The 24571-nt window shown below is 59.0% G+C and carries 22 protein-coding genes; 13 read left to right on the forward strand and 9 right to left on the reverse strand.

The window, feature by feature from the left end; genetic code table 11:
• Positions 1-301 precede the first annotated feature (301 nt).
• Positions 302-475, reverse strand: a complete 174-nt coding sequence (locus tag PQU94_RS17295) for a hypothetical protein (protein WP_272742673.1) — start codon at positions 473-475, stop codon at positions 302-304.
• Positions 476-866: 391 nt separating this feature from the next.
• Between PQU94_RS17295 and PQU94_RS17300 the strand changes: the two genes are divergently transcribed.
• The 8 genes from PQU94_RS17300 (at position 867) to PQU94_RS17335 (ending at position 7541) form a co-directional block, all read left to right on the forward strand.
• Positions 867-1169: a hypothetical protein gene (locus tag PQU94_RS17300; protein WP_272742674.1), complete on the forward strand. Its 303-nt coding sequence runs from the start codon at positions 867-869 to the stop codon at positions 1167-1169.
• 84 nt (positions 1170-1253) lie between these two features.
• Positions 1254-1706: a hypothetical protein gene (locus PQU94_RS17305; RefSeq protein WP_272742675.1), complete on the forward strand. Its 453-nt coding sequence runs from the start codon at positions 1254-1256 to the stop codon at positions 1704-1706.
• Positions 1707-1860: 154 nt separating this feature from the next.
• Positions 1861-2016 carry an entericidin A/B family lipoprotein gene (locus tag PQU94_RS17310; protein WP_272742676.1) on the forward strand — a complete coding sequence of 52 codons (156 nt, stop codon included), beginning with the start codon at positions 1861-1863 and terminating at the stop codon, positions 2014-2016.
• A gap of 117 nt (positions 2017-2133) precedes the next feature.
• A complete protein-coding gene (locus tag PQU94_RS17315; RefSeq protein ID WP_272742677.1) occupies positions 2134-3999 on the forward strand; it encodes a sensor histidine kinase in 1866 nt (621 codons plus the stop codon).
• 3 nt (positions 4000-4002) lie between these two features.
• Complete coding sequence (locus tag PQU94_RS17320) at positions 4003-4467, forward strand: response regulator (RefSeq protein WP_272742678.1); 465 nt, start codon at positions 4003-4005, stop codon at positions 4465-4467.
• Positions 4468-4477: 10 nt separating this feature from the next.
• Positions 4478-6055, forward strand: coding sequence for a hybrid sensor histidine kinase/response regulator (locus tag PQU94_RS17325; RefSeq protein ID WP_272742679.1), 1578 nt, complete (start codon positions 4478-4480; stop codon positions 6053-6055).
• A gap of 93 nt (positions 6056-6148) precedes the next feature.
• Positions 6149-6661 carry a hypothetical protein gene (locus PQU94_RS17330; RefSeq protein WP_272742680.1) on the forward strand — a complete coding sequence of 171 codons (513 nt, stop codon included), beginning with the start codon at positions 6149-6151 and terminating at the stop codon, positions 6659-6661.
• Between the two features lie 73 nt (positions 6662-6734).
• On the forward strand, positions 6735-7541 hold the full coding sequence (locus PQU94_RS17335) for a sensor histidine kinase (RefSeq protein WP_272742681.1): 807 nt from the start codon (positions 6735-6737) through the stop codon (positions 7539-7541).
• Here PQU94_RS17335 and PQU94_RS17340 read toward each other — a convergent pair.
• Positions 7538-8014, reverse strand: coding sequence for a MarR family winged helix-turn-helix transcriptional regulator (locus PQU94_RS17340; protein ID WP_272742682.1), 477 nt, complete (start codon positions 8012-8014; stop codon positions 7538-7540). The genes PQU94_RS17335 and PQU94_RS17340 overlap by 4 nt on opposite strands.
• A 70-nt stretch (positions 8015-8084) precedes the next feature.
• Between PQU94_RS17340 and PQU94_RS17345 the strand changes: the two genes are divergently transcribed.
• The gene (locus tag PQU94_RS17345) at positions 8085-8924 is read left to right on the forward strand and encodes an alpha/beta hydrolase (protein WP_272742683.1); all 840 of its coding nucleotides are present in this window, start codon (positions 8085-8087) and stop codon (positions 8922-8924) included.
• 49 nt (positions 8925-8973) lie between these two features.
• Here the strand turns inward: PQU94_RS17345 and PQU94_RS17350 are convergent, their stop codons facing one another.
• The 7 genes from PQU94_RS17350 to PQU94_RS17380 form a co-directional block, all read right to left on the reverse strand.
• On the reverse strand, positions 8974-11940 hold the full coding sequence (locus PQU94_RS17350; RefSeq protein WP_272742684.1) for a TonB-dependent receptor domain-containing protein: 2967 nt from the start codon (positions 11938-11940) through the stop codon (positions 8974-8976).
• Positions 11941-12119: 179 nt separating this feature from the next.
• Complete coding sequence (locus PQU94_RS17355) at positions 12120-12302, reverse strand: DUF1328 domain-containing protein (protein ID WP_013479482.1); 183 nt, start codon at positions 12300-12302, stop codon at positions 12120-12122.
• A 225-nt stretch (positions 12303-12527) separates the two neighbouring features.
• Positions 12528-13235, reverse strand: a complete 708-nt coding sequence (locus PQU94_RS17360) for a response regulator (RefSeq protein ID WP_013479481.1) — start codon at positions 13233-13235, stop codon at positions 12528-12530.
• Positions 13236-13358: 123 nt separating this feature from the next.
• On the reverse strand, positions 13359-14858 hold the full coding sequence (locus tag PQU94_RS17365) for a tryptophan halogenase family protein (RefSeq protein WP_272742685.1): 1500 nt from the start codon (positions 14856-14858) through the stop codon (positions 13359-13361).
• 127 nt (positions 14859-14985) lie between these two features.
• Positions 14986-17841: a TonB-dependent receptor gene (locus tag PQU94_RS17370; RefSeq protein ID WP_272742686.1), complete on the reverse strand. Its 2856-nt coding sequence runs from the start codon at positions 17839-17841 to the stop codon at positions 14986-14988.
• Positions 17842-18398: 557 nt separating this feature from the next.
• Positions 18399-19412, reverse strand: coding sequence for a LacI family DNA-binding transcriptional regulator (locus PQU94_RS17375; protein WP_272742687.1), 1014 nt, complete (start codon positions 19410-19412; stop codon positions 18399-18401).
• A gap of 185 nt (positions 19413-19597) precedes the next feature.
• Entirely contained in the window at positions 19598-21685 is a 2088-nt protein-coding gene (locus PQU94_RS17380) for a glycoside hydrolase family 2 protein (RefSeq protein ID WP_272742688.1), read from the reverse strand.
• Positions 21686-21940: 255 nt separating this feature from the next.
• On the opposite strand from PQU94_RS17380, the gene PQU94_RS17385 reads away from it, so the two are divergent.
• The 4 genes from PQU94_RS17385 to PQU94_RS17400 all read left to right on the forward strand — a co-directional run bounded on the left by PQU94_RS17385 (position 21941) and on the right by PQU94_RS17400 (position 24548).
• Positions 21941-22669: a polysaccharide deacetylase family protein gene (locus PQU94_RS17385; RefSeq protein ID WP_272742689.1), complete on the forward strand. Its 729-nt coding sequence runs from the start codon at positions 21941-21943 to the stop codon at positions 22667-22669.
• A gap of 140 nt (positions 22670-22809) precedes the next feature.
• Entirely contained in the window at positions 22810-23202 is a 393-nt protein-coding gene (locus PQU94_RS17390) for a MerC domain-containing protein (protein ID WP_272742691.1), read from the forward strand.
• A gap of 96 nt (positions 23203-23298) precedes the next feature.
• Positions 23299-23607, forward strand: a complete 309-nt coding sequence (locus PQU94_RS17395) for a Dabb family protein (RefSeq protein ID WP_272742693.1) — start codon at positions 23299-23301, stop codon at positions 23605-23607.
• 65 nt (positions 23608-23672) lie between these two features.
• On the forward strand, positions 23673-24548 hold the full coding sequence (locus PQU94_RS17400) for an alpha/beta hydrolase (RefSeq protein WP_272742694.1): 876 nt from the start codon (positions 23673-23675) through the stop codon (positions 24546-24548).
• Positions 24549-24571: the final 23 nt, after the last annotated feature.

Here is a 24571-nt window from a genome sequence, read left to right on the forward strand (position 1 = left end):
GATGTGCATGTGCACTGCTTCGGGACGGCGACGGCGAGCTTTGCTGATGGCGTGAAGACGCAAGCCGGCGACGTGTTCGAAATCGACGCCCGCCCCTTCGTCCACCCGCTCAGAAACCCACTCAAAACCACCGAACCTCTCTCCCACACCGCAAAGGTCGTGCGCCTGTAACGGTTGTCTCCTCCTTACGCCGTAGGCATGGAGAGGAAAAACAGGCGATATAGAGCATAAAAAGCCGCCCTGATCTTTTCCGATCAGGGCGGCTTTTTGTTGCTAGTGGTCTGACGTCAGAACCCGAAGATTAAGGCTTTTCGGAGCCGACCGGATTTAATTTGGGCATCTTGCCCTGTTCGATACGGCCTTCATTACGCAGCTTGCGACCGTCTTCGGCCATCTTGTCGTTGTGGAGGGCTTCACCCAGTTCCTCTTCGACGCCGCCGGCAGTTTCCTTGATCGAGCCTTTTACATCGCCCATGTCTGATCTCCTCTTTAACGCGGGGTGGGAAGGTCGCGACGCCGATTTCGGCGCAACAACCTTATCCGCACACTGCGCCCGCGCCGCGTCAGTTTTCGCCGGGTTTGAAAGGCGTTGTGCGTAAGTAAAAAATCAGGAAATGGCCCTTTATCCGCCCCTTATTTTTGTTTTTGGCCATAGGCATCGCATCCTTAAAGCGGCGCCGGTAGGTTTCAATCATCACATCCACACGGACCAATGACACGGATTAAAAAACGAGATACCCCCCCCATCCTCGTTTGTGCCCGTTCCGACGGTCTTCCGTGTCAGACATCCCCCCCTCCCCGCCCCGCGGTTCGTGTGGATGTGACCCCCATTCCCCCCATGCCGCACGCCATCAAAGGAGAGATTGATGCTGTCCCCCGCCACCAAAGCCGCCGCTGGAGTCACCAAGATTCTGGCCGAGAACGACGTCCGTTCGGAAGCCGATCGCACCGTTGATAACGTGGAAAAGTCGGCGCGCCATATGGCTGACGACCTCACTTCGCGCGCCAACGAAGCCGGCGCGAAGCTCCGTCACATCTTCGACGACGCTCACGGTCATCTGAACAAGGCCAGTGGCCGCCTCAACAAGGAAGTTCACGATAATCCCGTGCGTACCGGCCTTCTGGCCCTTGGGGCCGGCGTTCTGATCGGCATGCTGATCAAGCGCTGAAATATCTGACACGCATCGGTTTTGGAGGGCGGAGTCCAGCAGGGCTTCGCCCTTTTTTCATCGGGTTTTTAAGAGGAATTGGATATGTCCGTACTGGTTCGCCTGGCTCAGCTCGTTCTTGTGCGTCAGCGGTTTCATCACGTGCAGCCACAGGCCATCGCCTTTCTGAGTGCGCTGGGCGTTCTGGTCGCCCTTATGGTGTTCACGTTGGTAGCACTGGCGCTGGGACTTTCGGTGGTGTTGCTTCTGGCCTTTCACGCCTTGCAGGCGCTCACGCTCACACCCGGGGTGGCCGGTGCCATTGTCGCGGCTATGGTCATCCTCCTGGGACTTACGCTCCTGGTGGCCATCGGGCGTGCGCGACGGGCGGTTCAGGCCGCGCTTGAGCGCCTGATCAGGGAAACCGCCGCCCTGCCCGGCGAGCGTGAGGTCGAAGGTGTCGTCACGCGCACCAGCGCAAGCGCCTTGTCAGTGTGGCGAGCCTTTCGCAACGGACTGAAGGGCGAAAAATCAGGTCACCGTAAAACAGCTCGCTGATTTTTCTTATGATGTCTTTATGAAGCCCTCCGCCGTTGGCATGGACCCATTACCGCAGGCAGCGCAATCATGCGACGAAGATGGGGGACTTTTGTTTCAACGCGGCGTTCGGAAGCCCTGTCGTTTCCGCCAATCGCCCAGATAGGATGAAGACATGACCACGAAGATCGCCAGGATAATCATGATTGCCGGCGTTGCGCTCGCCGCCGTTCCGGCCCTGTCGGCCTGCAACACTATTGAAGGTGCGGGCAAGGACGTGCAAGCGGGCGGCGAAGCCGTTTCGGATGCCGCCAAGGACGCCAAGAACTAAGCCCCACAGGTTTAGCGGGAGACTGGACATTTCCGGTTTTCGCAGGCTCTGATGCCGTCAGGCTTCGGGGCCTGCATTTTTGTTTTCAGGCGATTTCGGCGGGATGGGGCAAGAGGCATGATGTGGCAAAAGCTGCTGCGGCAGCGCCATTACTATCTGGTGATGTTTGTGCTGTTGTCCGTGGCGACCGTGGCCTTTTCATTCATCGTCTATGCCCATTACGACCGTATTCAGGATCAGAACCGGCGATCGCTGTTCGAGTACGAAGCCATCCGTCAGAGCCGGGTGGTGCTTGTCGATCTCCTGGATATGCAAACGGGCGTCCACGCCTACCTGATTTCCGGCGAAGAGAAGACCCTGACGGCCTACCGTACGGCCCGGACTATGCTGGACCGCGATCTGTCGGCCTATCGTACCCTGGTTTTGCGTTACGATCCTGAGGCGGCACGCGACATCTATCTGTGGCTCGACAATATCCGCTCCCTTCGCAAAACCTTTGACGATCAGGTCGAGAATCGCAGACTTGGGCGCGGGGCGGCGCTAACGCGCGAGGCCTTTTTGCGTCAGGTTCAGGACATGGCCCATGTGCGGCGGGCGCTGGAAACCACCAATATCAAACGCATCGTTGATGTCCGGCTTCAGGCCGCCGAGGTGGCGCGGGCGCGCTCCGATTTCTTTTATACCCTGATCATCGGCAGCGTGCTTCTGATCGGCGTTATGTTGCTGGGCACGGTGACCATCCTCAATCTCGAGGCCGATTTCCGCAGTCGTCTTGCCGAGCAGGAAGGCGTGATGCAGCGATATCGCGAAGTCACCGAAGGGATCAACGACGGCCTGTTCGAAGTGAATTTTGTCAGCGGCGACTTTTATTGTTCGGCGGCCTATAAGGCGATGCTGGGCTATGGCCCGGACGAGGTGGAGAACCGCTGGGACGTGTTTCGCAACATGATCCACCCCGATGACCGCGAGGTGGCTGACGCTGATCTGCGGCGCTATATGGAGGGGACGGATGGCGCCTATCGCAGCACTTTTCGCATGCGACATAAGGACGGTGGCTATCGCTGGATATTGTCGCGCGGCGTTGGCACGGGGGCCGATTTCAGCGGCATTAAGAGCATGATCGGTACCCACGCTGATATTACCGAACAGAAGCAGCGCGAAGAAGAACTGCGGCAGCTTTATGCAGATCTGGAAACCTTTACCTACATCACCTCACATGACCTGCGCGCGCCTCTGGTCAATCTGAAAGGTTTCTCTAAAGAACTGGAAATATCCATGAAGGACGTCTCTGCCGCGATTGCCCCCTATCAGGCGGGCTTTGCGGCGGCGGATCAGAAAACGCTCGATCTCGCTCTGAATGAGGACGTGCCAGAAGCTCTGGGCTTCATTGCCAAGGGTGTCGAGCGCATGGATAGCCTCACGCGCGCTATCCTCGATTTGTCGCGCATCGGCAAGCGGGTCTATACGGTTGAACCCGTTAACACGCAGACGATATTCGATAAATGCGTCGGTGCCCTGGGATATGATATCACTCAGAAGGGGATTGAGATCGCGTGTGCCCCCTTACCGGTGGTAATGAGCGATGCCATTGCGCTGGAACAGATTTTCGGCAATCTGCTCGATAATGCGGTCAAATATCTGCGGACAGATGTTACCGGTAAAATAGAAATGTCCGTGCGTGAAACGTCGCACGACTATATCTTCACCCTGTCCGACAACGGGCGCGGCATTGCCGACATCGACAAACCCAAGGTGTTTGAAATCTTCCGCCGCGCGCGCAACACCACTGAGGTCGGAGGGCTGGGACTTGGCATGGCCTATGTCAAGGCGACCCTTCGAAGACTGTCGGGAGAAATCTGGTTCGACTCGAAAATTGATGAAGGGACGCGCTTTCATGTGCGCCTTCCAAAACGCCCTAATCTGAGCGACGGCTTCGGGCCAGTTTCGCGCACCTCCACTCAACCCCCTCTGACGGAAACCTGACCTATGATGGTGCCTGCTTTTGACGATCAGTTCACCCTCGTCATGATCGAAGACGATGCCGGTCACGCGCGCCTGATCCGCAAGAACCTGGAGCGCGCCGGTATCGGTAACCCGGTACGGCATTTTGAAGACGGGGCCTCGGCCATCGACTACTTCTTTGGCGATCACCTGAGCGCCGAACAGGTTGCCGAACGCCACGAGCGCACACTGGTGCTGCTCGACCTCAACATTCCGCATATCGACGGCTATGAGATTCTGCGCCGCCTGAAGGGGGATCCGTCCACGCGCGCTATACCGGTGATTGTTCTGACGACGACAGATAACCCTCGCGAAATAGATCGCTGCTACGAACTGGGGTGCAATGTCTACATCACCAAGCCGGTCGAGTATGACAATTTCTCCGACGCCATCCGCAAGCTGGGACTGATGCTTGCGGTGGTGAAGGTTCCCAACACCGTGGTGAAATAACAATATGCCCATGTCCGCCCCCGCCCTGACCCGAATTTTGTACATCGAAGATGATGAGGCGTTAGGCCGCCTGTTGCAGAAGCGTTTTCGCCGGCACAGTCTGGAGGTCGATCTGGCCATCACCGCCGAGGCGGGGCTTGAGGCTCTGTCGCAGCAGAGGTTCGATCTTGTCCTGCTCGACTATAATCTTCCCGGCATGAACGGGCTTGAAATGCTCAAAGTTCTAAAGGCGCGTGAGGATGCGACGCCGGTCATTATCCTGACCGCCGGCGGCGACGAAGCCATTGCGCTTGAGGCGATGGAACTGGGTGCGGCCGACTATGCGGTAAAGGACATAAATCAGGCCTATCTCGATCTGTTGCCGGCCGTCATGCAGGCGGCCTTCACCAAGGAGCGTCTCCTGCGTGAGAATGAGCGTCAGCGGCAGGAGCTACAGGCCGCCAAGGAGCGCGCTGAGGCCGCCTCCCAGGCAAAGACCGATTTTCTGGCGACCATGAGCCACGAGATTCGCACACCGCTCAATGTGGTCACCGGTCTGTCGGATATTTTAATCAAGTCGCCGCTAAATGACGATCAGTACCGTATTGTCGAAACCCTGCGCACCAATGCCCAGCTTCTTTTGCGCCTGATCAACGATCTTCTCGATATTTCCAGAATTGAAGATAATAAAATCGAGCTCGAGTCCACAGCCTTTCGCCCCGCCGATTTGCTCGAAGACCTGAAGATGATGTTTGCGCAGGATATTGAGCGCAAGGGGCTGGACTTTGCCCTGAGCGATCATACGCAGGGCGTGACGGTGCGCGGCGACCGCACGCGCTTGCAGCAGATTGTCATGAACCTGATTTCCAACGCGCTGAAGTTCACATCGCGCGGCGAAATCGAACTGATCGGTGAGGCGAAGACGCAGGGCGACAGGGTCGATCTGACGCTTTGTGTGCGCGATACCGGCATAGGTATTCCGGCCGCCAAGCGCGATCAGATTTTTGACAAGTTCACCCAGGCCGATGCTTCGATCACGCGGCGCTTCGGCGGGTCGGGACTGGGCCTGTCGATCGCCCGGGCTCTGGTCGATGTGATGGGCGGTGAGATCTCGGTCGAAAGCGAGGAGGGGCGAGGATCTTTGTTCAGCGTCCGCCTGAGCCTGCCGGTGGCGGTGCTGGTGCCGGTAGATGATGAACGTCCGCCCGTGCCGCCACCCGCACCAGGTGAGCGCCCGCGCGTGCTGATCGTTGAGGATTATGCGCCCAACGTGCTGGTGGCGACGCTTATGCTGGAAGAGATGGGCTATGAGGCCGAGGCCGCTGAGTCCGGTATCGAGGCACTTGAACGGCTGACGCACAGCGACACCCACTACCACGCCATCCTGATGGATGTGCAGATGCACGAAATGGACGGCTTTGAAACCACGCGGCGCATCCGAGACCTGGAGCCCGTCAAAGGGTTCCGCTACCGCATTATTGGCGTGACAGCCCATGCGCTGGCCGGGGACCGGGAGCGCTGCATCGAGGCGGGGATGGACGACTATTTATCCAAGCCCATTCAGCCGGGACTTCTGGCCCAAAAGCTACGCGATCTGGCCAGGGTCTAGGTGGCGCTTACCGCCCCTTTATGCGGGCGTCTGCGCTCCGCACTGCACCCTTGCGAGCGGGGCATTAGTCTTTGACGGACAAGGAGATATCCCATGTCCGAGACTGTCGAACGCGATACGACCCTAAGCGGTAGCCAGGCAGGTGACCCCTCGTCTGAAGCCGCGGCCTATGAGGCCCCAAATCCGTCCCCGGATGAAAGCGTTGGCGCTGTTTCAAAGACAGAGGCTGTTCCGGTGGATTTCTCGCTCGATATCGAAGACGCGCGCCATTTAAGAAGTGACCTTGAGGATCTTCTGACCGGCGTGGAGACAGTGCACCTCAAAAGCGATGTGAAGGCGCAGATTTCGCGGCTTAATGCCTGGGCGACGCGCTATGCCGAAGGACTTGAGGCTGCGCGGCAACTGGGCGAAACCGGCCTTTCCATGCTGGAAGACGCGCGGGTGCATCTGGCGGCGCAGCTCGATGATTATCTGCGCCTGGAAGGCGAGGGCGGTCAGGTGGCGACACCCGATCAGTCACGCCTGATCGACGAACTGAACCGCGCCCTGCGCCGCGTCACCCGTCTGCAAGGGGCGCTGCGCGGGCAGTTCATGCAAACCCCCTGAGCGGCCGCCGCTGGACGGTTGTTTTTAATAACCGTCCGGGGCTTTTGCTTGGCCTTGTTCACCGGAATGATATATGTCTCTGCCAGTGTTTGCCCATTTGGGGTTAATTATGGGTTCAGAGGTCAGGGTGGCGAAGGTGGAATCGGATCTGGGGAGTGATCCGTCTGAAGAGACCCAACTCAAGGAAGCGCTGTACCGTCAGATGTTGTCCGCTGTATCCCACGATCTGAAAACACCGCTGGCGACCATTATCGGGTCGCTGGAGGTCTATACGCTGCTCGAAGCGAAGCTCTCGGAAGAGAAGCGGCGTTCACTGATCAACTCCGCCCTGTCCGAAGCCTATCGCCTTGACAAGTTCATCACCAATATTCTCGACATGGCCAAGCTGGAAAGCCGCGCGGTGCAACCGCGTGAGGAACCGGCCAATCTGACGCCCCTGATCCGCGATTCGATTACGCGCTTAGGTCCCCTTAAAGACAAGGGCGAAATCCGCCTGCACGATCTGGGGGGCGCAGAAGCCTTCCGAACCGATACGGTGCTGTTGTCGCGCGTCGTCGGTCTGATTATCGAAAACGCGCTGAAGCATACGGGCAAAGCCCCGGTGGTCGATATAGACTATGGGGCGTCGGGCGAAGAGGCCTTTGTCCATGTGCGCGACCACGGGCCTGGCATTCCGCCGGATAAGATGCGCGCGATTTTCAGCAAATATACGCGCTTGCAAAAGCAGGATCAGCAGAATGCCGGCACCGGGCTGGGCCTGTCGATTGCCGAGCTGATCATGACTATACTCGGCGGACGTATCGAGGTGCGCAACCACCCGGAAACCGGGGCGGTGTTCAGCGTCTATGTCCCCGTGCAGATGGCTGAGGCCCGGGCTTAAGACTGATCGGTATCCCACTGCGCCAAACCGGCGCTGATGCGGCGCATATAGTCGCCCAGCGCCTGACATTCCTCATCGCTGAGAATGGTCATCATGTCGGTGACGACGCCTGCCTGAACCGCCAGTGTGCGCTCAGTCAGTTCGCCTCCGGCCTTAGTCAGCCACAGGCGCCGTACCCGCTTATCCGCCGCGTCGCTTCGCCGCTCAATTAGCCCGCGTTTTTCCAGTTCAGGCAGTAACATCGAGAGATTGGAGCGACCGACCAGCAGCCGTTGCGCCAGCTCATTCTGCGTCAGGCCTGCAAAGCGGTAGATATTGGCCAGAATATCGTGATGGGCCAGCCGCACGCCGAAGGGGGCCAGGCGTGTCGTCAGGGCCTTTTCGACCATTTGGTGCGCGCGGGCGACCGCGATCCAGTTGCGAAAGCGCGGCAAGTCCCAGGGGAGAGAGCCGGTGGGGGCAGGGTCCGTCATTTCCGTCCTTGTTATTTGTTCAACTTTGAACTAATTATCGTTCAATCTTGAACAGAATAGGCGCGGACCCATGACGGTGCAACCGGACTCCCTGACCGAAACGCCCAAGGCACAGGCCGACCGCCTGTTCGAGGTCTTCTGCACGCCGGAACCCTTGACGGAAGCGGCACAAAAAGGAATGGCGCGGGTCGCCTCGCGACTGAGCGCTGCTCTGGCGTTGCGCATTCCGTTTCAGGATGGTGAGCTTCAGGCCTATCGCTTTGTCGGGAACGGACGCGGAAGCGTCGTTCTGCTGCACGGCTGGACCGGTCAGGCGGCGGTAATGACCGCCTTTGTGGAGCCCTTGCTGGCCGCAGGCTTCGATGTCCTGGCGCTCGATTTTCCGGCGCATGGGCGCTCCGATGGTGAGCGCCTGCATGTGGCGTTGGGGGTAGCGGCCCTGCACGCGCTTCACGCCGTTACCGGTCCCTGGCATGGCGTGATTGCCCACTCGTTTGGCGGGGCAGTGGCCTTTGCGGCCCTGTCGGGTCTGGTCGGTGACCTGCCACCGCTGAGCTATGGGCGGCTGGTTTTGATCGCTGCCCCCTGTTCCATGCCGCGCGTCTTCGAGACCTTCGCCCGACGCCACGACCTGTCACCGGAGGCCACGCAGTCTCTCAAAGACCACGTCAAGCGCCTGACCGGCAATCCGGTCGAAGCCTTTATGGGCGACGCCATTCTGCGCCAACACCCGGTGCCGACACTGGTCCTGCACGCGCCGGAGGATCAGGAGGTGCTGTTCCTCAGCGCGGAAAGCTTCGTCTCAGCCGGGCCGCATGTGAGCTTACATCCCTTGCCTGGACTGGGCCATCGCCGCATCCTCTATGCGAAGGAAACCGTGCAGGCCGCGACGGCCTTTATGGAGACCTAAAAAAACCCCGCGGTTAAGGGCGGGGTTTTTCTGTTCATCCGTAGGCGGACTACCTCTTAAATTTGATGCTGACGAAGCCCGTGCGACCGATGACGTCAAAGACGCCCGATTGCCAGCCTTCGTCGCCGAAATAGGCCCCACCCGCTTCAGCCCCGGGATAACGTGGCGGTGCGGTGTCGAAGACATTGCTCAGGCCCACGCCCACGGCCACATTCTTCTTCAGATCATACCAGGCGTTGAAGTCGTGATACATGATCGACTTGGTACGGTAGGGGAAGTAGTTTTCGGGATTGATGGTGGTGTTCATCCGCATCGGCGAGAAGTAGCGGGCGCTCCAGCTCATCCACAGCGGCCCTCTCTGATAGGAGAGGCGCGTCACGCCCTTCCATTTCGGGAAACCGAAAATGCCAAGCGTGCTGGTGACGCTTTGCGGGTTGTCCGGGTCCGGCGTGATCTTGTTTTCCTTAAGGCGCGTAAAGACCATGTTGAGCGACACACGCCCGCTGTCGCTGCCCCAGCCCCACGAAGACAGGTCTGTGAAATAGTCTACCTCGACATCGACGCCCCGGTTGGTGCGCTTGGCCAGGTTGATATTCTGCTTGACGACGCGCAACAGGTTGTTGGTGCCGGCTTCGCGCACGACGAGGTTGCAGTAGGGATTGTTCTGCATCGGGGCATCGACGCATTTGTTGATGATGGTCTGCGGCTCGACCGCGGCAATCACATTGCTGAGGTCAATATCGTAATAGTCCACCGACATCGTGAAGTTCTTCATGAAGCGCGGTTGGGCGACCAGTCCGACGGTCAGGGTCTTGGCCGTTTCGACCTCAAGATCCGGATTGCCCTTCTTTTCGACCTCGGTCCAAAGCCAGTACGAATTCTTGTTGGCCGGGTGCAAAGCCGCGCAGTTGGCGAGCGTGTCCTTGGTCGTTTCCGTGCGATAGGTCATGTAGTAGTTACACGGATCATAAAGCCACTGTCCGCTGATCGACGAGGCGGTGAAGACCTCGCTGATGTTCGGGGCGCGCACCGCCTTGCCGTAGGTGGCCCGCAGTCGCAGGTCACGCACCGGAGCGTATTGCAGGCCGTATTTCCAGGACGTCGTCTTGCCCGCCGTCGAATAGTCCGAGGCGCGAACGGCGGCATCTACCGAAAGCTTATAGGCAAAGGGCAGATCCGCCAGGATCGGCACACTCAGTTCGCCGAAGATTTCCTTCACATCATACTCACCGCGCAGCGGGTTCTGTACGACGCCATAGTCGGGCACATAGGCCGGGTCTTCGGGATTATACTCGGCAACAGCCCCGATGAAGTTCTTTTCCTTACGGTATTCACCGCCGATCACCGCCTGCACCTCACCAGCGGGCAGGGTGAAAAGCCCGCCCGTGGCGTAGGCAGAGACCACCTGCTGTTCCAGCGTGGAAACCGACTCTGAAGGGTTAAAAGTCAGGTATCTGATAACGTCCTGCGTCAGCGGTTTGAACGGATTTAGCGGCACGCAATTGGGGTCATTATTGGTGGGGTCGGCGTCGGCATTGACGCCGCACACCGGCTTGCCCCCCGGACCTGAGACGGCATCCAGCGCGCGCATATAGCGTTCGTTGGAGACGGCATTGCGGTCTTGGGTGCGTTCTTCGGTCTTGCCGTAGGAGTAGTAGGCCGACCAGTTCCAGTCGTGGCCTGCGAACAATGCGGGCAGGTTGCCGTCAAAGCCCGTGACGATTTGCGACAGATCCCGCTGATAATAGGAGCTCGACTTACCGATTTCGGGGAAGTTCCGCGCGAAGGCGACATAGGGCAGACTGCCCCCATTCGCCGCAATCATCTCCTGGGTGATGAAGGGGTTGCCTTCATAGAGCCAGTTGGACGCCCCTTCCCACCACATGCCATATTCGCCGTGCGATTTGTTCGTGGCGTAGTCCATTTCGAGGAAGTAGCGCAGGTTTGAGGTCAGCTCATAGTTGAGAGTGCCGTGCGCGATGAAGCGGTCATTCGGTACAGACAATAGCCAGTTATCATAGCGACCACCGTATTCGCCGCCATCCGTTTCCAGATTGGCCACGCTTTCGGGGCGGCTGAGGTCGTAGGTGTTCTTAAGAATGCCGCTTGGCCCCAGAATGGGGGCGCGCATGGTGCCGTCGTCATTGAAGGTATAGACCTTGCGTCCCAGTAGCACCTGAGCGCGCGGCGAATAGCCAAGATTGCGGCGGCCGTCGATGATATAGTTGACCGCCGTAGGCCCCGAACCGAGGCGGCCCCACCACGGATTGCCCGTCGCCGTCCAGGGACGGTCCTGCCCGCCGACCGTGCCGTCGGATTTGCCGTAATAGCCGAACAGGGTGAAGTTGCCTTTGCCTTCGGCGAAATTCTTCCCCCACAAAAGATCCACATCGTAGCTCGGCATATCGTTACGTGCCGAATTGCCGTAGCGGATATTGCTGTCGATCCCCTCAAAATTCTTGCGCAGGATAAAGTTGGCGACGCCAGCCACCGCGTCGGCCCCATATAGCGCTGAGGCCCCGCCGGTGATCACTTCGACGCGCTCCACGAGGCTTGACGGGATGGTGGAAATATCGACCGCCGATGACCCCGGCGCGCCGGGCACATGGCGGCGGCCATTGACGAGGACAAGGGTCCGCTTGGTGCCAAGACCCCGCAGGTCGAGCGCGTTCAGACCCGGATGGCTCTGGTCCATCGAATCCTTGTCACGGTTGGTATTGCTCGTCTGATCGCTCTGGCTGATGACGAGCGCAGGCAACTGATTGACGAGGTCGGCGATCTGGCGCGGGGAATTTTTCTGGATGGTGTCAGAGGTGATGACCGAGGTCGGCGTGGCGCTCTGTGCGCCGCGTAAGCGAATGCGGGTGCCTGTAACGACGACCTCTTCGACGGCCTCTTCGGCCTTGTCCGTCTTGGTCTTCTTGTCGCTCTGGGCGTGGGCTGCGGGCGTGACCGTGAGGATCAGCCCGATCGCTGAGCCATGCAGCAGATATCTGAGAAATGAGGATGTATTCATGATTGCGCTCCACCGGAAGTGGGGGAACGCTAACGACGTATTTGTATATTGGCTACTGTATACGATGTAATGTTTTTCATTTGTAATATTTGTGTGTCTGGCTTGCAACACGCGTGCGACAGGGCCTGTAAAAAACCCCGCCGGTAAAGACGGGGTTTTTCATCAGCGTATCAATAGCTTCACATCGGTGGGCTTGAGCGACGCCCTGTCAGCGCACTGTAGACCAGACCCGCGATAAACAGCACCACAAAAACGACGGCGATGAACTTGGCGATATCGGCAAACGTGCCCGCGAGGCCCGTAAAGCCGAACAGGGCGGCCACGACCGCCAGAATGAAGAAGGTGATGACCCATCTCAGCATTGGAAGATCTCCATAAGAACATTAGTGGCTGAGTTCATCATCGCGCCCTGCCTGTAAGGATACAAAACGGGGTAAAGTCTGCGTCCGTAAGCGCCGGGTAAGGCGCAGGCAAAGGCTCAAAAAAACAAACGGCGGCCCCTGGGGAAGGGGGCCGCCGTTTCTTCGCAGGGAGGCAGCCAAAGGGCGATGGGGGCGCCGCCCTTATGGGACCTGATCCGGGGATGATCAGGCCGCGGTTTCGGCAACGATCTCCATGCGGTAACCGATACCGGATTCCGAGACGATGGACTTCGACAACCCCGGCTTGGTCTCCAGCTTTTCGCGCACCTGACCGATATAGACGCGCAGATACTGGGTATCGTCCACGTGGGCCGGGCCCCAGACTTCCTTGAGGATCTGTTTGTGCGTGAGCATACGGCCACGATTGACGAGGAAGAAGCGCAACAGGTCATATTCCTTCGGCGTGAAGGGCACCTTCTTTTCGTCGATGAACACTTCGTGGCGCACCAGATCCATTCGGATCGGGCCGTTGACCACATCAGGTTCACCCACTTCGCGTACGACCGATTTGCGCAGATTGGCGTTAATGCGCGCCAGCAGGACTTCGGCCGAAAACGGTTTGGTCACATAGTCGTCCGCACCCAGGTTGAGGGCCGGCGCCGCGTCCATGTCTTCTGAGCGCGCGGTGAGTACGATGATCGGCACATTCGACCACTGACGGATGGTCTGAATGACCTCCTTGCCGTCGATATCCGGCAGGCCCAGATCGAGCAGGATCAGGTCAGGTTTGACCGAAGCTGACAAGCGAATGGCCTGCTTTCCGTTCTCGCTCTCGACGACCTTGAAATCGGCGACATCGAGAAAGATGTTCAGCATCTTGCGGATTTCGTCTTCGTCATCGACCACAAGTATGGTGTTCTTCTTTTCGATCATAAGGCGTCTCTTCGCAGGCAAAGGGGTGTTAAAACCCGTATTTACTATGAGCTTATGGGTAGCGTCCCAAAAATAAAAATTAAATGTGTGCGTCCGGACAGGGTTTTAAAGACCAGATAGAGTTCATAGAGCACGGCAATGCTTGGCGATATAATCGGCATGATCAGGCAGGCCTTCCGCCGCCCGCCCTATGATGGTACGCAGATTAGCGAGATAGTCCTTGCGCGCCGCTTCGGGCACAGCGCCCACAAACGGGTGCGCGGCGGTGGGTCGAATATTCTGGCCCACCATGACCTGAAGCCACGCGGGAAGCTGGAACAGGTCGTTGGGATTGGGCTGAATCACTCCGGAGGCGCGAAACAAGGCTATCTTCTGCGCCAGACTCTCCGGAATGGACATGTGACGCATCTGATCCCAGAAGGGTTCGCCATGCCGCTCATTGGCATGGTAGTGCAAGACGATAAAATCGCGGATCAGCTCGAATTCCAGCGCGCTCTGACGGTTATACTCGGCCACCACAGACGGGTCGAAACCGGCGTTTGGGAAGAGCGTAATCAGGCGCGCAATACCCGACTGGATAAGGTGGATGGAGGTCGATTCCAATGGCTCGATAAAGCCCGAAGACAGACCGAGCGCGATAACATTGCCATTCCACTGCAGGCGCCGCCGCCCGGTTTCAAAACGAATGAGACGCGGATCGGCCAGCGCCTTGCCATCCAGCCGCGACAACAGACGGGTCGCGGCCTCGTCCTCTGAAACATGGTCGCTGCAAAAAACGTAACCATTGCCGGTACGGTGCTGTAGCGGGATGCGCCACTGCCAGCCGGCCTCGCGGGCAATAGACCGTGTGTAGGGGGTGAGCGGGGAAACGCTTTCGCAAGGCACGGCAAAGGCGCGGTCGCACGGCAGAAGGTCCTTATAGCTTTCGAAGCCGGTCTTAAGCGCGCCTTCGATCAAAAGGCCGCGAAAGCCGGAACAGTCGATAAACAGATCCCCCTCAAGCGTTTGCCCATCCTCAAGACTAAGGCGCGTCACATGGCCGGTCTCGGGGTTGAGCGCGATATCGCGAATGCGTCCTTCGATTCGTCTGGCCCCTTTGCCTTCGGCCAGCCGGCGCAGATAAAGGGCATAGAGCGAGGCATCGAAATGATAGGCGTAGGGTATGCCAGGCAACGGCGTGTTGGGAATCTGGTTGAGGGGGGCGAAGCGGTTGGCGAAGGCGGCGCGTTCATTCAGCGAATAAGCCCAAAGGTCTTCGTCTTGACCGTCAAGATGCGCCTGAAGCCAGTAGTGATGAAACGGTACAGAGCCCAGATCACGGCCCAGCGTGCCAAAGGCGTGCATGTAGCTGTGGCCCTCGTGCCGCCAGCCGTCAAAGGCGATGCCGAGCTTTATGGTACCCTTTGTTTCACGCAGGAACTCGTTTTCGTCGAGGCGCAAAAGGGCATTGAAATGCGCAATCATCGGAATCGTTGCCTCGCCGACGCCGACCGAGCCAATCTCTTCCGATTCAATAAGCGTAATGCAGAGCCTTTCCCCCATAATCTGCGACAGGGCGGCGGCGGTCATCCATCCGGCTGTGCCGCCGCCGGCAATAACGATGCGTTTGATTATATCGACCATGCCTGTCCTCAGGGAAATCCATGCCATGCGAGGGGTGCGGAAATGAAAACACCCGCCGAAGCGGGTGTCCAGTCTCCGGTCAGTGACGCGTTTAGCGCCTGACTGACCGGAGGGATGTTCTGAACGATCAGAACTTATAGTTGATGCCGATGATGTAGCTCGAACCGTAGTCTTCGTACTTACGCACTTCGGCAGGGGTCGAGTAGTAGGTCATGAACGGCTCGTTGGTCAGGTTGTTGCCTTGCAGCAGGATGCTGAGATCCTTCAACGGCCCGCTCTGGAAGGTGTAGGAGAGCTGGGCGTCAACGATCGATTCGCCCTTCACCATGACCAGTTCGGCATTGTTCTGATAGTCGGGTACTTCGCCCAGGAAGTCATCGCGCTTGCGCTGCGAGACGCGGGCTGAGAAGCCGTACTTTTCGTAATAGACGGTGGTGTTTTCCACCTTCTCCGACAGGCCAGGGATGGGGATGGCCGTCGTGCCGTTCGGCTTGATCTCCGATTCGTTCTTGGTGAAGCTGTAGATCACCCCGAAGCCGTCCAGCCACGGCGTGATCAGCTCACCCGGAATGGAGGCCGAGAATTCGAGGCCGCGGATATAGCCACCATCGCCGTTCAGCTTGGTCGAATAGATACCCACGCGGTTGGTCTGGGCCGGGTGCGCCGGCAGGCCGGCCCCCAGCTGGTTCGGATTGACCGCAAACTTCGTCGTGTCGCTGAAGTCATAGGTGGTGCGCGCATCAAAGACGTAGGAGGTCAGGTCCTTCTTGAACAGGGCCAGAGCCACGTACCCCTTGCGACCGAAGTACTTTTCGATCGACAGGTCGTAGGAGGTCGCCCGCCACGGCTCAAGACCCGGATTGCCGCCGTTGGCCGTCCAGTAGTAGTTGGTCGTGCCGCCCGAGCCCGTAACGGTGGCGCAGGGGTTGCGGCAGGTGTCGTAGCTGAAGCCGGCCGACATATCTTCCATCTTCGGACGCGACAGCGTCTTGGCTGCAGCAAAGCGCAGTTGCGTGTTGTCGAAGATTTCCCAGCTCAGGTTCAGGCTCGGCAGGACGTCATTATAGTCCGTGCCACCGCTGATGACCTGGCCGTTGTCAGGCGAAACCGTGCCGCCGGTATAGATAGAGGTCGCTGTCTGTTCGGCGTGCTGCTGCTGGACACCGATGTTGCCCAGAAGGGGCTTACCCAGGAGTTCGGTGCTGATGTCGGCCATCAGGTACAAGGTCGTGACGGTTTCGTCCACGGCCCAGGTGTTCTTGATGGCATTGGCAGCGACGTTGCGGCGGAAGGTATAGACGCCGCCATTATACATGCCGAGCGCATCGTAGGAGATCATCCCCTTGATGCCGATGAAATCGAGCGCCGTCGTGCCGCGACGATACTGATCCGGCACCGCCATGGACATAGGCACAGGCGTCGCCGCCTTCGACAGGGTGAGCGTGCCCTCATTGCCAACCTTCGACTTCGAGCGCTCCGTGCGGTTGATGCCGAACGAGAGTTTAGAGAAGATCGGATTGTTGTCGAAGGTACGCGTAGCCGCCAGACGGATGATGTCCAGTTCGTCGACGATCGTCGGGTTCTTCAGGTAACCGGCCTGCGTGCCGCCGCCCCAGCCGCGCGGGTCGGTCAGGAAGATCGTGCCGTAGTTGGTGTAGTCGAGCGCAGACGTGATTGTGGCGCCCTGCTGACCCGACTGCGTAATGGTCACCGTGTCGAGCGCGCCCGAACCGTCAAGGCCGGTACCGGCGGTCGTTTCCAAAATCAGGTCCGTGCGATCGACCTTGGCGTGCGACAGGTCGGCTTCAAGCAGCCAGTTGTCGCTCAGGCGATAGCGGGTGTTCCACCCAATATTGTCGAGCGTCGCTTCACGTTGGGTGACGTAGTTGCCGAGGACCGTCTTGATGCCCGAGAAGGTGGCACTGTTCACCTGACCATTGGAGGCCGTGTAGGACACAAGGCGCGTCTGGCCATCCCAGCCCGGCGGCACAGCGGCCCCGGCGCAGCCCGTCGGGCAGGCGCTCGAGCCCGAATTATTGGCCGGGTTGAACAGCGGGAACTCGATGCGCGAACGCAGTTGCGTTTCGTTGAACTTCGAATGGTAGGCATCGACGGTCATGTGCAGACGGTCGTTGGGCTTCCATTCCAGAACCGCCATCAGGCCGTCGCGATCGAGGTTGGACGACGCGACTTCGGGCTTGGCGCCGTCGATGATGGTGTTGTTCGTGCCGTAGAAGTTACGGGTATAGCCCCAGGCTTCCCACTTTTGCAGTTGCGACGGCGAGGAGGTCGAGGCGTAGCCGATCGCCACACCCAGGGTCTTGTTGAAGAACTGGTCGATATAGGTGACGGCGTAGCGGTCACCGGTATTGGTCGAGCCGCCGATGAAGGCGTCGTTTGAATTCTGTTCACGACGATAGTTCAGCGCAACGACCTGCTTGCCGAACGAGAGCGGACGTACCGTGCGCAAATCAGCCGTGCCGGCAATGCCTTGCGTCGGCATAGAGGCGTTTGGTGTCTTATAGACCAGAACCTGCGAGATCAGCTCCGACGGATACTGGTCGAATTCCACCCCACGCCCATCATTGGTCGAAACCTGTTCGCGGCCATTGAGGGTGGTGACCGTAAAGTCGGGCCCCAGGCCGCGCACGCTGAGCGACTGGGCACGGCCGTTCGTCCGCTGCGCCGCGATGCCGGGCAGGCGGGCGATAGATTCGGCGATCGACTGATCCGGCAGCTTGCCAATGTCTTCGGCCGAAACGGCTTCAACGATGGAGGTGGAGTTACGCTTAGCGGAAATAGCGTCCTGGATACCGCGGCGGATACCTGTGACGACCACCTCGGTGACGCCGTCGTCTGCCTTATTCGCGGCGGTGTCCTGCGCCATGACGGGCGCCGACAGGGCCAGCGAGGTAACGAGCGCGATGCCCGCTCCGCTGCAGAGCAAGGTGGCGCGGCGGAAAGTGCCGTGTCCGGTTTTCATGATGTAGAGCCTTCCTGACTGTCTCTTATTGATCGCAAACTCTTCTGGTTCGCGTGGCAACACTCTGGTCCCTGTAGCTTCTCAAACCGGCCTCTGTCGGGCCGTGCGGGCTTCTATGACATGGAGTTAAGGTTTTTGCAACCGAATGAAAAATGCCCCCTATCAAAGCCACTCACTTTCAGGCTGTTTGTGGCTATGATGTTACGTTTTGCGCGCATTTGTGCGACAATAAAACAGATTCATCCCGGTTTTTCGCATTTGCGAGCGATTTGAAGGTGTGTTGCCTGAAAGATTTCAGTGATATATTTTTTGCAATTTAATGCAAAAAATTACAAAATAATGCAAATTTTACGATAGCGCTAACATCTTCCCCAGGGTAAAGATGGCGCAGTTCCGGCGCGTCTGCGACCAAGGCGGCAGACGAGACAGCGCGGGTCTGCAGTTTAATAGCGAAGAGAGCGAACCGCGCTTCACGAAGCCGGGGGCGCAAACACAGCCCCCGGCGAAGGGCTAAACCAAAGCCGGATCAGTATGCGTCTATCAGACCTCGCAATGATCTACCCGCCGCAGGATTCGCGCACCACCAGCTCGGTCGAAAGTCGCTCAGACAGCATTTCGCCTTCGTTGAGCGCCCCCAGAAGCTTTGACACCATCAGACGACCGGCGCGGGCCAGCTCCTGCGATATGGTGGTCAGCATGGGGTGGGCATAGGCGGCCAGCTGGATATTGTCATAACCGACGACCGAAACGTCCTGCGGCACCTTGAGCCCGGCACGCGTCAGCCCCTTGATCGCCCCAAGCGCAATGATGTCTGAGGCCGCAAAGATGCCGTCACAACGAACGCCCTTATGAAGAAGGTGTGTAACGGCCGCTTGCGCTGACTCCATCTCGAAGTGGCAAGGCACGACCAGCTGCGGATCGAAGTCAAGCCCGGCCTGGCTGAGGGCATTAAGATAGCCCTGGTAACGCTGCTTCATTTCCGGAGCTTCGCCGACATCGCCCAGGTAGGCGATCTGACGCCGCCCCAGCCGCGCCAGATGCGCCGTCGCCCGCGCGCCGCCGTGCAGATTGTCCGAACCGACACTGCAATAGGTCTGCCCGGCGATTTCAGCCCCCCAGACGATGAAATTGCGGTGCGACTTCATCAGGTGATTGAAGCGTTCGTGCAGATAGGATTGGCCGAGGAAGATAACACCGTCGGCACGGATATTATGCATCAAGGCCGACAGATCGTGCTGATTCTTGGGCGTCAGGTGCGACAAGAGCAGGTCGCAGCCCATATCGCGCGCCGCTTCGCCGACGTCGGAGATCATTTCAAGGTAGAAAGGGTCGGAAAAGCGCCCTTCACGGCCATGCGGCGGCGGGATGACAATGGCGATGGTGGCATTGGCTCCCGACATCGGCACCGGCGCGTCGGCATCGGCAAAGTAATTGTGCTCACGCGCGATCGACCAGATGCGGCGCTTGGTGACCCGATTAACCGATGGCGAATCGGACAGGGCGCGCGAGACGGTGGCCACCGACATGCCGGCGATGCGGGCAATATCCTGAAGACGGGGGCGGGGCGGCACGGCGGCGGAATCCTCTTTGCAATCTATCGAAAAAGCAGGTGCCCCTTTTGGCCGTGCCGAAGGGTCTTTCGGCAAAGCATGAGGCTTTACAAACAACTCAGGCCCTTAATGCGGCTCAGACCGTTCGGCCAGGGCTCTGATTATGCCGTCTACTTAGTCCCCGTTTTTGCAAATGGAAAGCGTATTCAACGTTCGGATGCAGAGATTAGCGATTCGACGGGCAGATTAAACGCCCAGCGCACGCGGTCGTAATAGGCGCCGTTTTCGGCCTGAATCGTATTAACGCCGGGATTGAGCGGCACAGACTTAAAGATTACCACGCCATTGATAGCGGTCTGCGTCGTAAGCTTCGCGCCATTAACTGTCAGGGTGATCTGTGGCTGATTGGTATAGATTTTAACGTCTGCGCGCGGTTCGTGGCGTTGGTTGAAGCGACGCGACGTGATGTAAACGACCGGCGCCTTCGACCACTGCGCCTTGTAGAACCAGAAAGCGTCCTTACGCGTCTGACGGTCGTAGGTGACGAGACCCTTGTCGTTGAGGCCTGACTTTTCGCCTTCGTTGCGCCCGTCGGAGGCGGCATCAAACATCTGCCAGACGAACCGGCCCCAGATGTAGGGACGCGCTTTCAGCATGGCCCAGTTGGTTTCGTGGTAGAGGGCCTGATATTGTTCCGGGTGCCAGCCGGAGGCCGGGACGACCAGGCCTGGCGTATCATCCTGATGCGAAATGCTTGCGCCCGCGCCGTATTCAGTAACGGCGAAGGGCTTTGTGGGGAAGCGTTTGTGGTAAGTATCGGCCCATTCGCCCAGCGTCCCCTTCTGTTCCGGATACCAGCCGAAATAGCGGTTAAAGCCAAGCTGATCGGTGACAAGAGCGCGGGCATCGTCGTCGGCCACGCAGCAATGGGCATAAATCGTCGCCCGCGACGCATCCTCGCTTTTCGCCACCGCATTCAGTTCGCGCAACAGTCCGGCTATGGCGGCGGTTTCGCCATGCACCTCATTGCCCAGACCCCAGGCGATGACCGAGGGATGGTTGAGGTTCTGACGAATAAGTTCACGCAATTGCTCTGCCGCATTGTCGCGCAGGGTTTGCGTCACCACAGGCACATGCCCGACCAGCGGAATTTCAGTAAGGACCAGAAGGCCGCGCCGGTCTGCCTCATCATAGGCCATCTGGGCGTGGGGGTAATGGACAAGACGCACGGCTGTCGCCCCCATCTCGTCGATAAGGTCGAAGTCTTCGGCAATATCGGCACGTGTGATGGCCCCGCCCTTGCCCGCGCGGCTGGCGTGCAGATTGACGCCATTGACCTCATAGGGCTGCCCGTTGAGCAGCAGACCCTTTTGCGCATCAAAACGCACGGTGCGGATGCCGAAGGCTATTGAACTGCGGTCAAGTGTAGCGCGATCATCACTGACCTCGGTCACGGCCGAATAAAGGTAAGGATCTTTGCGCCCGTTCCACAGACGCGGGGTCTTTACCTCGCCCTTCAGGTCGGCCTGCGCCGTGGCGCCTGCAGCCACATTGATGGCCTTCGACAGGCTTAAGACCGGTTTGCCGGCGGCATCGAAGATACGCGTCTGTACGATCAGGCGAGCCGCCTGAGTGCGGGTGTTGCGCAAAGGCACGCGGATATTCAGTTCCGCGCCCTGCGCTGACACCTTCGGCGTGGTGACGGCCACGGCGGGCGAACCCTTATCGAGCCAGTCGAAACCGGCTTCGCGGGCTTCGATCAGCGAGACGTTGCGATAAAGCCCACCATAGACGGTAAAATCGCCCCCTGGTGGCGCGATGTGCGGCCAGAGCGCATTAGAGACGCGCACGGCAATTACATTGCGCCCGGCCGTGACAAAGCGGGAAATATCGAAGCGGAAGATGGCGTAGCCGCCTTCGTGACGCCCGACGAAGCTGCCATTGACGAAAACGTCCGTGACGAGAGCCGCGCCGTCAAATTGCAGATAAAGGCGCTTGCTGGCGGGCAGGGCTTTCAACTCAAGCGCCTTTCGGTACCACATCGTGCCGCGATAATAGTCGCTATTGCCTGCGGTGGGGCCATCCTCGCCGTCCCCGGCATTGGCCGTATGGGGTAAGGTGGCGACGCGCCACTGGCTGTCATCAAAGGCGGGCGCTTCGGCCCCCTTCGCATCGGCCTTCAGAAAACGCCAGCCCGTATCGAGCGGGGATGTGGCATGGGTCTGCGCCAAAGCGGGCAGGGCAAGGCCAAGACAGGCCACCAGGGTGAAGATCAGGACGCGGGGGAGGCTCATCCGTGGTGTATCCTCTTTTTAGATCTGATACCGGGCGTCATTGGAAATGACGACGGGTATGCGTTTCTCGAATGTCGCGTGCCCATACTGCACAAGGGACATTCGGGAGATGTCAACGAACGGATGCGTTCAGCATCTTCGGTCGTTGCTTTCATCACCGTAACGGCTTTCCAGCAGGCAATTATGCAGGCAATATGGCTGCAAATAAGACCGTGCGGGTTTATCCGTCCGGATCATCTTTGGGGAGTGTGTCGCATGATTCGTTCTGTTGTGGTCGCAGCCTGTCTGGGCCTGTCCGTTGTGCCCATGACGGCTCTGGCCTGTGCGCCGGATGCGCTCGGAACCTCGCGGACGCTGGTTTTAAAGCGCGAAGGCGCCGCCTACGGCACCGCGCAGCACGCGGCCTTACCCTTGCAGCCGGGCGAGGTGGTGCTGACCTTTGACGACGGCCCGCGCGCCGAATCGACGCCCCCGGTGCTCAAGGCGCTTGCCGATCAGTGCGTGAAGGCAACCTTTTTCATGGTCGGCGACAATATCGCCAAACATCCCGATCTCGCCCGTCAGGTGGAAGCGGCCGGCCATTCGACGGCCATGCACAGCCTGACGCATCTCAACATGACGCAACTCAGCCCCGAGGCGCAACTGGGCGATCTGAAAACGACACAGGATATCTACACAGCGACCTTTGGCCACGCCGCCCCGGCCTATCGTTTCCCCTTTCTGGCCGAAAGCCCGACCCTGATGGAGGCGCTAAAGGCAAAGACGATCACGGTGATGTCGGTCGATCTGGGCATTGACGACTGGCTGGCGGATCAGACCCCAGACATACTCACAGGGCGTCTTCTGGAGCGCCTTAAGGCCAAAGGGGGTGGCATCATTCTGATGCATGACGGCCAGGACGTCACTGCGGCGGCCCTGCCGCAGATGCTAAAAGCGCTGAAAGCCAATGGCTATAAGGTGGTGCATATCGAGTGGGAAAAATAGTCGGTGAGACGGCTTGTTAATGGTGTTATAAGGTAACACATATATCGGGCTATCTTTTATCCAGCCCCTTGCAAAGAGTTACGGTATAACATATGTCTGAGGCCCGACCTTGCTCTGACACTGCAAAGCCACCGCTCCCGATGACCACCTTGCCAGACCCCAAGCCGAATTCGTGGATGGACGCCACCGCCATTGGCCTGTCGGGTCTGTGTCTGGCGCACTGTCTGCTGCTGCCGTTTGCCGTGGCGGCCCTGCCGGTACTTGGTCAGGTGGCGGGCGACCATCTGGTGCATCAGGTGCTGATCCTGATGGCGGCACCGCTGAGTGTGTGGGCACTGCATCGCACGGGCGGCTGGAAAAAGCCGCGGGTGGCGGCATTGGCGGTGGCGGGTCTTGGACTTCTGGCGTCGGCGGCTTTTGTACCGGTGGCGGCCGCGCATGAAACCCTGATCAGCATAATCGGCGCGGTATGTGTCGCCGGGGCGCATTATCTCAATTCGCGCCTGCATCAACGGGTCCATAAGCACGCCTGAGCCGCTTTAAGCCCGGCATTTTCCCTCATGACGGTTGACTGAGCCGCCTGACGCTTTAAGAGGGGCGGCGGTTACATTTTGTACGGATTGCCCCTGATGCTGCGTCACATCGTCATGTTCAGTTGCAAGGATAGCGCCGATCGCGACCGCATCCGTCAGGGCCTGTCGCTGCTGACGCAGATCCCGCACGCCCAGAAGCTGGAAGTCGCGTTCAACGAGAAGGTCGATCAGCTCGGCAACGATATCGAAGTCGTGGTTTACGGCGAATTTGCTGATGTGGAGGCCTTGCGCGCCTATAAGGACCATCCGCTCTATCAGCAGTCGATTGATATTGTGCGCCCCTTACGTGATCTGCGCGTAGCGGCGGATTACACGGTCGAAGCGGCCGCGACGACGGCGCTTTAAAAAAACGCGTTTCCCCTTTTCGCCGAGCTGCTTTACTCTCCTGCCAAAACAAAAGGGAGATAAACATGCGCGCCTTTATTGTCGCCTGTGTGTGTGCGGTGCTGAGCCTGTCACCCGCGCTGGCGCAGACCGTCACCCCGAGCACAGGCGTCGTTATCCCCCTGTGGGACAAGGGCGCACCGGGCTTTGAGGACCTTCGCGATGTGCCTGAAAAAACCGGCGACTGGTGGGTGCGGGGCGTAAATAACCCCTCTTTGAGCGTGTTTCGCCCCGACCCCGCCCACAACAGCGGCACCGCCATCATCGTCCTGCCCGGTGGCGGGCATGAAAACCTCGTCTTCAATTCTGAAGGCCTGAAGCCCTCGCGCTTTCTTCAGGCGCAGGGTGTTACGGCCTTCGCGCTGAAATACCGGCTGGGCCGTGAAACCGATAATCCAAAAGCCGACTACGACATAAAGGTTCATGGTGCCGCGGACTTAAGACGCGCCGTGCGCTTCGTGCGGGCTCACGCCGCCGAATACGGCATCAAACGCATCGGCGTGATGGCCTTTTCCGCCGGGGGCGAGCTCGTTCATATGACGGCCTTTGCGGACTTTGAGGGGGATGCGGTGGCGGCCGATCCGGTGGACCGCGTGAGTGCGCGTCCGGACTTTATTATCGAGGTCTATCCGGGGCCGCTCGGCGTGCCGCAACGGCTTGAGGTGGCGCCGCCGCCGGCCTTTTTTCTAACGGCACATGACGATCACGGGCCGGTGGCGGTGCTGGAGCGTCTGTCCCGGCTCTATGCCGAGTGGCCGGATGTGCCGGTTGAGACGCACATACTAGCGTCGGGTGGCCATGCCTTCAATATGGGAGAGCGCTCGACCCTGCGATCGGTTAAGGATTGGCCGTCACGCCTGTCGGACTGGTTGATCGACAGAGGCTATGTGAGCGTGCCATAATTGGGCCGCGTAAAACCCTTAAA

It is taken from the genome of Asticcacaulis currens (genome assembly GCF_028550395.1).
Taxonomy (GTDB): Bacteria; Pseudomonadota; Alphaproteobacteria; order Caulobacterales; family Caulobacteraceae; genus Asticcacaulis; species Asticcacaulis currens.

What these genes read in the sequence shown, in the direction of transcription:
- PQU94_RS17315 (WP_272742677.1), top strand. Translation starts at nt 2,134, where the DNA reads ATGATGTGGCAAAAGCTGCTGCGGCAGCGCCATTACTATCTGGTGATG.
- PQU94_RS17385 (WP_272742689.1), top strand. Translation starts at nt 21,941, where the DNA reads ATGATTCGTTCTGTTGTGGTCGCAGCCTGTCTGGGCCTGTCCGTTGTG.
- PQU94_RS17360 (WP_013479481.1), bottom strand. Translation starts at nt 13,235, where the DNA reads ATGATCGAAAAGAAGAACACCATACTTGTGGTCGATGACGAAGACGAA.
- PQU94_RS17305 (WP_272742675.1), top strand. Translation starts at nt 1,254, where the DNA reads ATGTCCGTACTGGTTCGCCTGGCTCAGCTCGTTCTTGTGCGTCAGCGG.
- PQU94_RS17295 (WP_272742673.1), bottom strand. Translation starts at nt 475, where the DNA reads ATGGGCGATGTAAAAGGCTCGATCAAGGAAACTGCCGGCGGCGTCGAA.
- PQU94_RS17325 (WP_272742679.1), top strand. Translation starts at nt 4,478, where the DNA reads ATGTCCGCCCCCGCCCTGACCCGAATTTTGTACATCGAAGATGATGAG.
- PQU94_RS17355 (WP_013479482.1), bottom strand. Translation starts at nt 12,302, where the DNA reads ATGCTGAGATGGGTCATCACCTTCTTCATTCTGGCGGTCGTGGCCGCC.
- PQU94_RS17350 (WP_272742684.1), bottom strand. Translation starts at nt 11,940, where the DNA reads ATGAATACATCCTCATTTCTCAGATATCTGCTGCATGGCTCAGCGATC.
- PQU94_RS17400 (WP_272742694.1), top strand. Translation starts at nt 23,673, where the DNA reads ATGCGCGCCTTTATTGTCGCCTGTGTGTGTGCGGTGCTGAGCCTGTCA.
- PQU94_RS17340 (WP_272742682.1), bottom strand. Translation starts at nt 8,014, where the DNA reads ATGACGGACCCTGCCCCCACCGGCTCTCTCCCCTGGGACTTGCCGCGC.
- PQU94_RS17320 (WP_272742678.1), top strand. Translation starts at nt 4,003, where the DNA reads ATGATGGTGCCTGCTTTTGACGATCAGTTCACCCTCGTCATGATCGAA.
- PQU94_RS17365 (WP_272742685.1), bottom strand. Translation starts at nt 14,858, where the DNA reads ATGGTCGATATAATCAAACGCATCGTTATTGCCGGCGGCGGCACAGCC.
- PQU94_RS17390 (WP_272742691.1), top strand. Translation starts at nt 22,810, where the DNA reads ATGACCACCTTGCCAGACCCCAAGCCGAATTCGTGGATGGACGCCACC.
- PQU94_RS17395 (WP_272742693.1), top strand. Translation starts at nt 23,299, where the DNA reads ATGCTGCGTCACATCGTCATGTTCAGTTGCAAGGATAGCGCCGATCGC.
- PQU94_RS17335 (WP_272742681.1), top strand. Translation starts at nt 6,735, where the DNA reads ATGTCTCTGCCAGTGTTTGCCCATTTGGGGTTAATTATGGGTTCAGAG.
- PQU94_RS17380 (WP_272742688.1), bottom strand. Translation starts at nt 21,685, where the DNA reads ATGAGCCTCCCCCGCGTCCTGATCTTCACCCTGGTGGCCTGTCTTGGC.
- PQU94_RS17310 (WP_272742676.1), top strand. Translation starts at nt 1,861, where the DNA reads ATGACCACGAAGATCGCCAGGATAATCATGATTGCCGGCGTTGCGCTC.
- PQU94_RS17300 (WP_272742674.1), top strand. Translation starts at nt 867, where the DNA reads ATGCTGTCCCCCGCCACCAAAGCCGCCGCTGGAGTCACCAAGATTCTG.
- PQU94_RS17330 (WP_272742680.1), top strand. Translation starts at nt 6,149, where the DNA reads ATGTCCGAGACTGTCGAACGCGATACGACCCTAAGCGGTAGCCAGGCA.
- PQU94_RS17370 (WP_272742686.1), bottom strand. Translation starts at nt 17,841, where the DNA reads ATGAAAACCGGACACGGCACTTTCCGCCGCGCCACCTTGCTCTGCAGC.
- PQU94_RS17345 (WP_272742683.1), top strand. Translation starts at nt 8,085, where the DNA reads ATGACGGTGCAACCGGACTCCCTGACCGAAACGCCCAAGGCACAGGCC.